The 12,318-nt window shown below is 32.2% G+C and carries 11 protein-coding genes, 1 tRNA gene and 3 pseudogenes; 6 read left to right on the forward strand and 9 right to left on the reverse strand.

All coding sequences use genetic code 11. The features are described 5' to 3' along the window. Positions 1-19 precede the first annotated feature (19 nt). Entirely contained in the window at positions 20-715 is a 696-nt protein-coding gene (locus OPR30_RS03665) for a hypothetical protein (RefSeq protein ID WP_265030344.1), read from the reverse strand. Positions 716-876: 161 nt separating this feature from the next. Between OPR30_RS03665 and ubiH the strand changes: the two genes are divergently transcribed. After that, a complete protein-coding gene (ubiH, locus tag OPR30_RS03670) occupies positions 877-2,034 on the forward strand; it encodes a 2-octaprenyl-6-methoxyphenyl hydroxylase (RefSeq protein ID WP_264683217.1) in 1,158 nt (385 codons plus the stop codon). Positions 2,035-2,265: 231 nt separating this feature from the next. Here ubiH and OPR30_RS03675 read toward each other — a convergent pair whose 3' ends face one another. Continuing rightward, positions 2,266-3,204, reverse strand: coding sequence for a gamma-glutamyl-gamma-aminobutyrate hydrolase family protein (locus OPR30_RS03675; protein ID WP_265030416.1), 939 nt, complete (start codon positions 3,202-3,204; stop codon positions 2,266-2,268). Positions 3,205-3,264: 60 nt separating this feature from the next. Beyond that, a tRNA-Phe gene (locus tag OPR30_RS03680) sits at positions 3,265-3,337 on the reverse strand. Between the two features lie 74 nt (positions 3,338-3,411). On the opposite strand from OPR30_RS03680, the gene coaD reads away from it, so the two are divergent. Together coaD and OPR30_RS03690 are read left to right on the forward strand one after the other, a co-directional pair. Beyond that, positions 3,412-3,918 (forward strand): pantetheine-phosphate adenylyltransferase, encoded by a 507-nt coding sequence (coaD, locus tag OPR30_RS03685; RefSeq protein WP_264375308.1) that lies wholly within the window; start codon positions 3,412-3,414, stop codon positions 3,916-3,918. 71 nt (positions 3,919-3,989) lie between these two features. Next, complete coding sequence (locus tag OPR30_RS03690) at positions 3,990-4,199, forward strand: zinc-finger domain-containing protein (protein WP_007302836.1); 210 nt, start codon at positions 3,990-3,992, stop codon at positions 4,197-4,199. A 15-nt stretch (positions 4,200-4,214) separates the two neighbouring features. On the opposite strand, the gene OPR30_RS03695 is transcribed toward OPR30_RS03690, so the two are convergent. The 3 genes from OPR30_RS03695 to OPR30_RS03705 form a co-directional block, all read right to left on the reverse strand. After that, positions 4,215-4,841, reverse strand: coding sequence for a phosphatidate cytidylyltransferase (locus tag OPR30_RS03695; protein WP_007302837.1), 627 nt, complete (start codon positions 4,839-4,841; stop codon positions 4,215-4,217). Continuing rightward, positions 4,831-5,526, reverse strand: coding sequence for a polyprenyl diphosphate synthase (uppS, locus tag OPR30_RS03700; protein ID WP_264375309.1), 696 nt, complete (start codon positions 5,524-5,526; stop codon positions 4,831-4,833). Before uppS ends, OPR30_RS03695 begins: the two co-directional genes overlap by 11 nt. 286 nt (positions 5,527-5,812) lie before the next feature. Then, the gene (locus tag OPR30_RS03705; protein ID WP_265030417.1) at positions 5,813-7,534 is read right to left on the reverse strand and encodes a hypothetical protein; all 1,722 of its coding nucleotides are present in this window, start codon (positions 7,532-7,534) and stop codon (positions 5,813-5,815) included. Between the two features lie 26 nt (positions 7,535-7,560). Here OPR30_RS03705 and OPR30_RS06410 point away from each other — a divergent pair. Then, positions 7,561-8,516 (forward strand): annotated as a pseudogene (locus tag OPR30_RS06410) (IS5 family transposase). Positions 8,517-8,546: 30 nt separating this feature from the next. Here OPR30_RS06410 and OPR30_RS03720 read toward each other — a convergent pair. Then, positions 8,547-8,837, reverse strand: coding sequence for a hypothetical protein (locus tag OPR30_RS03720; protein WP_265030418.1), 291 nt, complete (start codon positions 8,835-8,837; stop codon positions 8,547-8,549). Positions 8,838-8,987: 150 nt separating this feature from the next. Between OPR30_RS03720 and odhB the strand changes: the two genes are divergently transcribed. After that, positions 8,988-10,160 carry a 2-oxoglutarate dehydrogenase complex dihydrolipoyllysine-residue succinyltransferase gene (gene odhB, locus OPR30_RS03725; RefSeq protein WP_265030419.1) on the forward strand — a complete coding sequence of 391 codons (1,173 nt, stop codon included), beginning with the start codon at positions 8,988-8,990 and terminating at the stop codon, positions 10,158-10,160. Between the two features lie 93 nt (positions 10,161-10,253). Here odhB and OPR30_RS06415 read toward each other — a convergent pair. Further along, positions 10,254-10,388 (reverse strand): annotated as a pseudogene (locus tag OPR30_RS06415) (IS5 family transposase); the annotation flags it as partial. 77 nt (positions 10,389-10,465) lie between these two features. On the opposite strand from OPR30_RS06415, the pseudogene OPR30_RS03730 reads away from it, so the two are divergent. Further along, positions 10,466-11,699 (forward strand): annotated as a pseudogene (locus OPR30_RS03730) (IS256 family transposase). Between the two features lie 73 nt (positions 11,700-11,772). On the opposite strand, the gene OPR30_RS03735 reads toward OPR30_RS03730, so the two are convergent. Then, positions 11,773-12,318 carry a hypothetical protein gene (locus tag OPR30_RS03735; protein WP_265030420.1) on the reverse strand — a complete coding sequence of 182 codons (546 nt, stop codon included), beginning with the start codon at positions 12,316-12,318 and terminating at the stop codon, positions 11,773-11,775.

Consider the following 12,318-nt stretch of genomic DNA (forward strand, 5'->3'; position numbering starts at 1 on the left):
TTTAACACTCCCTATTTCTCTAAAAAATACTATCTTCAACTTGAATATGTTGAAAAATATTTTGCGTATTATCCAAAAAGTCATCCTTTATAGCAGCTAGCTCGGATTGTTTTTGAGATAGATTATCTTCTATTGTTCTATTGAAACAATCAAGATCATTGCACTTTAGTTGAGAGCGCATGTCTCCATTTTCATATAAACCTCGTATAACGTCACAATATGCTCGAGTTTCATCAGTTTCTGGTTGTTGCTTTTCTTTGAATATTGCCTTTAATTTCGAATCTATGTCTAATAATTTCGAATCTATGTCTAATTCTTTTTTTATAGCTTCAGTAGCATTTTTATAATACTTTTCATGATACTTTTCATAATCTTCAAAATTCTTTAATATTTTGCCTTTTAACTCTTCTTGCGAATCTTTGCTTTTTAACGTTTCTTGCAAATTTTTGTCTTTTAACAACTCGTTAGCATGAAATTTTTCAATTTTTTGCTTCCATTCATCATACGTATATTTACCACGTTGTGTATCTTGACACTCGCCTCCTACATTAAATAGTTCTTCATTACAGATTGTATCACCCTGATAAAAGTAATCGCTTATATTAATTTTATTATTGCCAGTTATGGTTTGTTCAATTGCTTTTTTGTTGTTTACAATTTCTTCTCTGTACCTAGAAGTGCAATTTGATAATTCTTCTTTACAATCTGTAGTCATAAGCTGTTTCCTTTAATAAAATAAAACCTATTTTAGCATAAAATAATTAATACTTTATTACTAATCTGAGGTATACTAAGGTAGTGATAAGAAGTCCAGCATCTACAAAGTTCGTTTAAACTATTTTCAAAATGGGTAGAATGTAATTTTAGGTTAATAAAATGAATTACGATGTAATCATTTCAGGTAGTGGGCTAATTGGTCTTATTACTGCTATTGGCCTGAGTAATGACTCTGTATCTGTAGCCGTAATTGAGAAAAATAGTTTACCACGTGCAGTTGATGATAATCGAGCATTTGCTATTTCTCAAGGATCAAAAAAAATACTAGAAAAATTAGGGATTTGGCGGCTCTTAGAAGGCGAAGCTGAACCAATACTTGATATATGCATATTAGATGGAGATAGTCCATTTACTGTGCATTATGACCATAAAATGGTTGGTGAAGAGCCAATGGGCTACGTAATCAAGAGCGCTATTATATGGAATGCAATCAATAACAATTTTTTGCATAAACTCAATATATATTCTCCACGTTCCTATAAGACAATCTCTTGTGACGAAGGATACATGGAAGTTACTCTTGATAATGATCAAAAATTGATATCATCACTATTTATCTGTGCTGAAGGTAAAAACTCTAAGTTGCCAGAGTTGTTTTCTATACCAATGATAAAATTTGATTATAAACAAAATAGCATGGTATTTAATGTAAAACATGAACTACATCACCAAAACTTAGCTGTAGAGAGGTTTTTTCCTGGTGGTCCATTTGCAATTTTGCCAATGAAAGGTGGCTATACTTCTTCAATAGTTTGGACAGAAAAATGCGAAATTTCAAAAATGCTGATGAGCTTATCTGAAGAGGAGTTTATCATAGAACTCAAAAAAAGATTTGGTTCTTATTTGGGAGAAATTGAATTAGAGGGTGAAAGAAAATCTTACCCTTTGAGTTTTACTTTTGCGAGAAAGCTTCATAAAAGCAGAATTTTGCTTATTGGCGATGCAGCACATTCAATCCATCCAGTTGCAGGTCAAGGACTTAATCTTGGAATGAGAGATGTAGAGAGTGTTATTAGACAAATAACTGCTGCAAAATCCTCTGGCATTGATGTTGGCAGTAATTATCTATTGAAGAAAATTTCACGTGATAGATACTTTGATAATTTTACTATGGCACTTGCAACTGATGGACTAAATAGAATATTTTCCAACAGAATACTTTGCGTTAAAGTTCTGAGCAATCTTGGTTTAATGGTAGTTGAAAATTCAGATTTTCTTAAAAAAAGCTTCGTTCGACATGCTATGGGGTTTATATAAATCATTAGATTGCTTTCATCATAATCAGGTGTCATTAGAGTAGTTGACACTGGAGCCCAAATTCCATAATGTCATGCCAGTGCCCAGACACTGGCATCCAGAAAAATTTATAAGCAAACTTGAGCTTATGCTAAATTTGATGAAATAAAAAACTGAATTCCATCGTCACGCACTGGAATGACAAGAAAAAGGGTACTGCCATGACATTAAATGATTTTCCTTATTTTAGCATTAAACGCGATGAAGAAAATCATTTACAATCGCTATAGCAACTAGTGTTGAAACCTGACGTACCTTTTGGCTTGACAAACGAGAGTTTTTATCTGATTTGACAACAAGGGCTTCTAGATGACTTTGAAAGTAAATATTACCATGCTTATCTTCGATAGCTTCTATTACCCCGTCATTGGCAAATGCTGCAATTTTATATCCAAGTAGCTCTAGCCTTCTTCTATTCTCTGTAGTATTACTTACTGTACCTGAATGAGCATTCGGAAAATAAGTTGAAAACCAGCCATTTTGATTAGGTAGTAAAAATCTAGCTACCACTTTTTCCAAACGACTACCTGGAACAATTTTTATCTGCTGAAGAGATATATTCTCTTTTTGTGGATAGGATGCTGATTTTAAATGATTCTTCTCATCATTAACAACATTTGTTATTTCAATTTCTTTTGCATGCATAATGTCTTGTAAACCACCGCATATGGCAAGCAAATGAATTGTAGGATTGTCATCTACTATTTTTACAATTGCTTCATTCACAAGCTGGCGGTAAGGGTTAAGAGCTGAATGAAAGTTATCTGAAATAAATATTCTGTTTATCTTTTGCTCTTTGATAAATTTTGCAACTTCAACTTTTATTCGATCTAGTATCAGCTTTTTTGCCAATATTTCATCTTGTTTTGCGAACTCTTCTTGGATTTCTTTTAGATTAATTATTTTGTCGTAGTCAATGAATATAGTTTTAACCCCAAAATTATTGAATATCTCATAGATATTTTGAGATTCATCTGTTTGCAATAAACCAACAATTATATTATAATTTACTGCATTTTCCACTGTCAAAGCAGATAATTCTTTGTTCACTTTTTCACTATAAGCGATATTACTTAATAGTAGAAATGTAATTAATAGTATATTAAATATTCTATTGTAACATTTATACATTATTTCCTAAATAATTATATTAATATTATAATATATTATAGAACATTAAGAAAAAGAATGTGGCCTGAGCAGGAATCGAACCAGCGACACAAGGATTTTCAGTCCTTTGCTCTACCAACTGAGCTATCAGGCCAACTACGTACTTTCATTTTTAGATAAAAAACGTTATCATGTCCATCAAAAGTTTTTGAAGTATAGAAACAAAGAATGAACATTAGTAACAAAATAGGAATTTATCCTGGTACATTTGACCCCATAACTTTTGGGCACCTTGACATAATAAAAAGAGCATGTAAGCTAGTCGATAAGTTGATAATTGGTGTTGCAGAGAATGTTAATAAACATACTAATTTTGACATAAGCCTGCGCACAAGCATGGCTAAAAATGAAGTGAAAGGAGCAGGAATTGATGCAGATATTATATCCTTTAATGGGTTGCTAGTGAAGTTTGCCAAAGAGCAAAATGCTTCTGTTATTATTAGAGGACTGAGAGCAGTATCGGATTTTGATTACGAGTTTCAAATGAGTTGGGTAAATTATAAGCTCTTTCCTGAAATCGAAACTATATTTCTTCCTGCATCTGAGGATACTCAATTTATCTCATCAAGTTTTGTAAAGGAAATAGCGAGATTAGGAGGAGATGTTAGCAACTTTGTGTCAAAAAGTGTCCAAAGTGAATTGATTAATCTAAATAGGGTAGAAAATGGAGAATAAGTATTTGTTGTCTTTTTTATTTCCAAACGAGTATGTTAGATGTGTAAAATATTGTAAGCTAAAGGAGAGACATGTTAAAAGTGAGGGATAATAATGTAATAGTTTGCTGCCGTGGTGATGAGAATGATGATGGTTCTGGTCATCCAATAGTATACTTACACAAAGAAGGAGAAATGTATTGTCCTTATTGTAATAAGTCAATGGATGAAATAGTGAGTGCCGAAGAATTTCAATCTGTTGAGGTGAAAGTAATAAGCAAGAAGGAAAGAACCAAAGGTTAATAGTACTTCATTTTTTTAGCTTATGTAAATAGCAATGAGAGGGGCAGTAAAAATGAAACTATCCATACGGTCGAGTACTCCTCCATGGCCTGGTATAATACCTCCACTATCTTTAACATTGTAAACTCTTTTGATGAGTGACTCAGTGAAATCTCCAAGTTGGGCTAGAATAGCAACTATCAAACCAATTATTGGAGAATAAAAAATTGGAAATAAACTCAAAAATATTGAGCCAAAAATTGTACACACTATTCCAGCTAAGACTGCACCAAAAAGTCCTAACCAAGTTTTCCCAGGGCTAATGATTGGACAAATTCTAGTTTTACCAAAATTTTTGCCGAAAAAATAGGCAGCAATATCGATGCTCCAAATAGTTAAGATAAGCCATACTAATGCATATTTTCCCTGTGGTAGATTATATAGGCATATTAGCGAGGCATTTGGTAGTGCGATTAATAGTAATGCGAAAATGTATAAGATTCTATTGCCCTGAGTTAGATTATACCATTCAAAAGAAGATAAAACTGCAATTGAAAAAATTAGTAGATAAAATGATAAATCACTGAAATATGTAGCAAAAGAAAATATGAGTAATATTACTATTGAGGACAATATTCTAACCATAAAGTTATTATCTACCATATTTTTTTTCTCTTTTTGTATAATCTTCTAGTGCTTTGGTCAAATCTTGACAAGAAAAATCGGGCCACAAAGTATCACAAAAATACAATTCAGCATAAGCTGCTTGCCATAATAAAAAATTGCTTAACCTTTTCTCGCCACCAGTGCGAATTAATAAATCCAATTTTGGTAAATCTTTAGTATACAGAAATTTTTCAAATTCCTCTTCCAATACGCAATCAATATTTCCTTTTATGACGTTGTTGATAGCATGTATAATTTCCTGCTTTGCTCCATAACTAACTGCAACAGTGAGTAATAGACCATCGTTCTTATGTGTCACTTCTTCTGCTTTTTTGATTTGATCGAATATTTTACTGGGCAATAGACTTAAATTGCCAATAAAATTTAACTTAATGTTACAATTGCAAATGAATTTCATTTTATCTTCATTAGTTAAAGTGGAGTAAAATAAATTAAATAGGTAGTCTGTTTCGTTTTCAGGTCTGAGCCAATTTTCCATGGAAAATGCATACAAAGTTAAGTAAGATATGGCTAAGGTTGTGCAATGTTTAGCAATATCAAATGCAACTTCACTGCCTTTTCTATAACCATCAATTTTTACCATTCCTTGATTCTTTGCCCACCTACCATTACCATCCATAATAATTGCTAGATGTTTTGGTAAAGATTCTAGATTTAACATTTAAATTCAACCTGTTATTCGGTTTTACCAATATTACCTATATTACCTATATTACCTATATTAAATTAGCTTAATTTCTATATTTCTGTATGAAACGTTCACTATATTCACCTGAAACTATATTATTACTGAAAAATCATCGAAGGTCTATATTATAAAAATTTTCTCAATCAGCTGCTTAGTGATCTTACCAAGAAAAAGCGGAGAGAAAATATAGCAAAAACAGTCTAATATAGATGATTTTACGGTATAGTGAAATTATTATAAACAAATGAATTTAGTGGTGTTAGGAATACCTGGCTCTTTTATGTGGATTTATATTCTCAATAACCTGCGCTAGAGATAAATTATATAATGTTGACGTAGGTTCTTCGCATGCAATACCTTTCTTGAATATACTGGATTCTACAAATGACTTTATATCTATGTCCAGCTTTTGAGGAAGATCTTTAACGTCCATGGCAATTCCTGGTAAAGGATATTTAATGTCTATGCTCAGCTCTTGGGGAACATATTTAATTATATCTTCGTAAATACGTTCCTTGTTGTTCAAGTAATCGATATTAATATCTGTAATTTCACCAGCTTTACGCAGGAGTATAGCAAACCTCAAAGTTGACTTTACGCTAGGTGTAAAATTTTTAAATATACTTACAAACACCTTACTAGTAACAACATTACTCATTATTTCTTTTAGCTCTTCATTATTGACAGAATTAATATGCTTAACAGCATTTTGATCTTTTAGTAGTGTTATAATCCTTTTGCCATGCAATTTGATACTATTAAGTAGAAGTCGAAATTTTTCAGTATTAATAGAATCGATAAAATTCTGACTTTTTAGTAAATCCATAATCATGGGGCGATAAAACTTACTACTATTAGATATAAGTTCAAGTTTTTCAAGATCAATAGAATTGACTCGAGCGAGTAAACTCTGATCTTTTAGTATTTCTACAATCTCTTCATCTGTACAAAAATTATTACTTATCATGATACTAACTTTACTCCCATCAAGAGAATTGATTTGATCAAACAAACTCTGATATTTCAGTAAATTCATAATATATCCTTTATCAAGATATTTAAATATCAAGTTAAATATTTCACTATTCATCGAATTGATGCGTTTAACAACTTCCTGATTTTTTAGTAATTCTATAATAATGGTATAATCAAATTTCCTAAATACGGATTTAGATTTTTCAGAATCAATCAAATTAGTAAGCTTAATAAATTCTCGATCTTTTAGTACTTTACTAAACCTAACACTCTTAATTATGTATTCAAGCAGTCCTTCACTAATAAGATTGATGTTCTTAGCAACTTCCTCATTTTTTAGTAGTTCTACAATAACACTGGTATCATTAAACTTATCACTATTAAGTATGATTTTAGATTTTTTAGGACCAACCGAATTAATGCGTTCAACAACTTCCTGATTTTCTAGTAATTTTATGATATCTTTAAGACTAAATTTATCATTCTCAATTATATATTTCAACGTTTCTTTATCAATAAGATCGATGTTCCTAGCAGCATTTTGATTTTCTAGTAATTCTATAATACTGGTACCGTCAAACCTATCAATACTAAGTATGAGTTCAAATCTTTCATCAGTAACTGAATTAATGCGTTCAAGAATTTCCTTATTGTCGTATAACTTTGTAAAATCTTTATCAGCAAACTTCTTACTATTAGTCATGTATATAAATATTACGTGATTAATATTATGAGACTGACCATCATCAATACGTTTTTCATTAGTTCCTTTATTTCCTAGTGCTTCTTTAGCAAAGTTATTCAGATCATTTTTTTCATCTTCCTCGTAATCAGAATTATCATAATATCCATAATCTTCTTCATTTTCCTCACTATCACTACTCTCAAATTCATTATTGGTATTGCAAACCTCTCCACCTTTTAGTATTTCTAGAATATTGTGCTCCGAAGTGGCTTTGTTGCATGGCTCAAGTAAAAAAAACTGGAAGTTACTGACAGAAATCATTATAAAACAGGTATTTAACCACCAATATGCCAGTCAAAATGAAGGTCAGTAACTGCTACGAATATAACAAATTTCTTCAAAAAAGAGGAAATGTTTTTCATTTTGTTAATCAAGCCATAGAAAATTGGTATGAAAATAGTCCAAAAGTTGCAGGTGGCAATAACATTTATAGTGATAAAGTTGTAATTTTGATACATATAGTAGTCCATTTTTTTAGGATTGGCTTAAGACAAGCAGTTGGTTTCGTAAAAGGTTGTATAGAGCAAATGGGAAAAGACCTCAAAGTCATTAGCTATACTCAAGCTTCTAGAAGATTCAAAAAGCTTAACTTGAAAATTGATGATTGTAGAATTGATAAAAATGGTATGGAAAACATTGAAATAGCTATAGATAGCACCAGTATTTGTATCTATAACAACACCCATCAACGTAATAAAGAAAATGCAAAAGTAAGAAAATATAATGGATATGATCAAGTAAGAAAGTTACATATTATTTTAAGTATAAATAATAAAAAAGTTATAGATATGAAGTACACTAATGGTACTACACTTGATTATCATGCGATATGTTAAAGGGAACAGTAGATAAATATAATATTTCATCTGTTCGCGCAGATGCAGCTTATGATAAAGCTAGTATGTATAAAGTGTGTAAAGGACATAATATAAAACCAATCATTCGACCAATAAAAGGTGCGAAAATCTATGAGAAAATTGATTATCAATTAGAAAGAAATAGCAACATTAATGTGATTAAATTATGTGAAAACTATGAGAACGGTATAAAGAAATGGACACAAGAAACAAAATATGGACTAAGATCCTTTGTTGAATGTTTTTTCTATAGGTTGAAAAAAACGTTTGGGTTTAGTCTCAAGAATAAATCTGAAATAAATCGTGAAAAAGAATTACTAATTAAGTGCTATTTGCTTAATAAATTTACTGATATAGGTATGGCTAAGTTCGAATTAGCTGCATGAATTTACTTTACCTACCTGCCTTATCAGGAGCTATGCAACAAAGCCCTCCGAAGTTGCATGATTTATCATAGACCTAAACATTTCATCATCGTAATCGTTGATGTTATTAACAATTTCTTTATCTGATAGTAATTCTTCAATACCTTTGTAACTAAACTTATTATTATACTTGCATAAGATTTTAAGTTTACTGTAATTCATTGAATTGATGCCATCAACAACTCTTTGACTTGATAGTAATCTTCTGTTATAAGCCTTACATATCAGTTGAAGTTTTTCGTTATCTAAATCTTCTGCATTGCCTGCTTTATCAAAATCCATAATCTTATTTCAATTTACTTAGTATTTTAATTTTAAATATATAAAAAGAAATAATCAAGCATTATGATAAAAGGCCTAATGAATTTATTAGTTTATTTATGTTTCTTTTCATGTATAAATTTATAGAAAGTTTTATAAAGAAGTTGTTTTATGAGCAAAATTATAGAAGTCAGAGCACCAAAAACTCTTGGTGGTGAATCGGTTACGGAAGGTATAGTAAAAATAAAGAAAAATATCGGTGAAGCAATAAAAGTAGATGACTTGATCTTTGAAATTGAAACTGATAAAACGGCGCTAGAACTAACTGCAGAAGCTTCAGGACAAATAACCGAATTTTTTGTGAAAGAAGATGATGTAATCAGCCCTGATCAATTACTGGCAAAACTTGCTGTAGGAGAAGTAAAAGAAGAAGTGAAAAAAGAAGATAAAGGCGAAAGCGCTGATAAAAAAGATGCCCCTTCAGCTCGTAAAATTATGGAAGAAAATGCAATCAGTGCAGAAAGTATAAAAGGAACTGGCATGGGAGGCAGAGTAACCAAAGCAGATGTGATAGACCATATGAGTAAAGCTGAACAACCTGCGGTAAAACAATATGAATCGCCAAAAAGTGTAGCAAGTGGAGAGAGAAGAGAAGAACGAGTGAAAATGAGCAAAATAAGGCAAGTCATTGCTGCTCGTTTGAAAGCATCGCAAAATACTGCTGCAATACTGACCACGTTCAATGAAATTGACATGAAAAATGTCATGGATCTGAGGGCAAAGTATAAAGAAACTTTTGAAAAGAAATATGGAATAAAACTGGGTTTCATGTCGTTTTTTATAAAGGCAGCAGTGCAAGCACTAAAAGAAATTCGTGAGATTAACGCTGAGATTTCAGGTGATGAAATTGTATATAAAAATTACTATGACATAGGTGTTGCTGTTGGCACTGACAAAGGTCTTGTTGTACCAGTTATTCGTGATGCTGATCAAATGTCATTTGCTGAAATTGAACTAACTTTAGTTGCTCTTGGCAAAAAAGCACGAGAAGGTAAGCTGCAAGTATCGGAAATGGAAGGTGCAACATTTACTATCTCAAACGGTGGTGTGTATGGTTCACTTCTTTCTACTCCGATAATAAACCCTCCGCAATCTGGAATACTTGGCATGCACTCAATACAAAATAGACCAGTTGCTGTGAGTAGCTCAATTGAAATCAGACCTATGATGTACATTGCCCTCTCTTACGATCACAGAATAGTTGATGGCAAAGGAGCAGTTACTTTCCTTGTGAAAATCAAAAATTACATAGAAGATCCAAATAGATTGGTTTTGGAAATTTAAGCAGGTTAAAAGCGACAAGTAAGTTTTTCTGAAGTTTTCAAGGTGGGTGGCTTTGTTGAATGGCAAGGAATGAGGAGGAGTGATGGAAGAGATTTATGAGATAAGTTCGAAAATAGGCATACCGATATCAGAAAATTTGTTAATCAAGTAGCATTTTAAGAGCATCTCTTAAGAGCGGTTTATCTCAGATTTATTCTTAAAACTAAATCCAAATGTTTTTTTGAGTCTAAAGGGGAGTGTTAAATAAACTGTGTCAAACCGAGAAATGATGTATTTTAGTTAATATAAAAGCGGAGGTTTTACACATGAGTGAAAAAATAGCAAATAACTATGTTGGGTTAGTAAATTATCAAGAGTTAGAGTCAAATATCCTGTCATCTATAAGAGAAGGTAGGCCACTTACCGGAAGAGATGGAGCGCTAACACCATTGATAAAGAAGCTGCTAGAGGCAAGTTTAGAAGGTGAAATGGAGAGCCATCTATCAAATAATAGGAACGAAGAAAACAATCGCAGAAACGGCAAAAACTCAAAGACTTTACGAACAAGTTCCGGATCATTCGAACTGCTAACACCAAGAGATAGAGAAGGAAGTTTTGAGCCACAAATAGTCAAAAAAAGACAAACAAGCCTGCATTCTGAACTTGAAACAAAGATCTTGAGCATGTTTGCTAGCGGTATGGGATATAGAGACATAATGTCACACGTCGAAGAAATTTATGACAATAAGATATCTGTTGCTGAAATATCCAGTATTACTGATAAATTATTGCCAGTTATCAACGAATGGCGTAGTCGTCCTTTACAGGCAGTGTATCCGATAGTTTTTATGGATGGAATGTTCTTTAAAGTAAAAGAGGATGGACGCTGTGTAAGCAAGTGCATGTATAATATATTAGCAAAATGGCAGAAAAGAAGTACTAGGCTTTTATTTAGCTGAAAGTGAGGGAGCTAATTTTTGGTTGGGAGTGCTAAACGATCTTAAAGAAAGAGGAGTAGAGGATATTCTGATAGCTTGTGTAGATGGTCTCAAAAGCTTTCCTACAGCTATAAACAGCGTCTTTCATAATACAGAAGTACAATTATGTATAGTGCATCAGATACGCAATTCATTGAAGTATGTGGCTAGCAAAGATACAAAGAGCTTTTTAAGTGATTTGAAGAAGGTATATCAAGCACCAAGCAAGGAAATTGCTGAGAATTATCTACTAGAACTAGATGAAAAATGGGGTGCAAAGTACCCTATGGTTATAAAATCGTGGCAGAATAACTGGGAAAATTTGTCTAGTTATTTCAAATATTCTGATCCAGTGAGGAGAGTGATTTACACCACTAACCCCATAGAGGGATTACACAGGCAAATTAGGAAATTCACCAAGACCAAAGGCTCATTTACCAGCATAAATGCCTTGTACAAGCTGGTATATTGTGCTATAAAAAAGGTGGAAGAAAAGTGGACGATGCCTGTACGTGATTGGGCATTAACTATGTCCCAGCTCGACATTTTCTTTCCTGGTAGATTGAAAATTGAGTTGAGCTGAAAATTCGGTTTGACACAGTTTATTTAACACTCCCACTCTTTTTCATGAATTTCATTACTAACGAGACTTGATATTACAAATTAAAACTTACTCCCAATTCAACTCCATGGGAAATTTCATGAAGCTTTTGAAGTTTGTAGCCTTCAAAAACACTCGTTCTTTCAGAAAGTGGAAGATTAATACCACCACCTATTTGATAAGAAAAAGTTTTATTATTGGCTGAACATTCGAAAGTTTGTTTTAATAGATTATGTATCAAGTCAAGGAAATTTCCATCCTCTATCCTAGGGTTCTTGTTCTTACATTTAGGACGCTCGATCTGATAAGCTATACCAACACCGGCAGTAATATATGGAGTAATACCCGTGCTTTCAAATTTATAATGATAATGAAGTTTTGTCATAAGCCCCAGATCTACAAAAATGCCTCCAGCAAAAATAGGTTTGACTATAGGGCCAACTGAAATTTTAACGCTATCTGTATAATGATAGCCAAGATCAATATTAGCACCAACTCCCCCTGAAAAGGAAGTGTAGATCCTATCCCTAATAAACCTATCAATTCCAAAAGATGGTGTTGACAAAGAACAGCAGATCAGTAAAGTAAGCAATTTTTTCAT

Source organism: Wolbachia endosymbiont (group B) of Athalia cordata (assembly GCF_947251845.1).
In the GTDB taxonomy this organism is placed as follows: domain Bacteria; phylum Pseudomonadota; class Alphaproteobacteria; order Rickettsiales; family Anaplasmataceae; genus Wolbachia.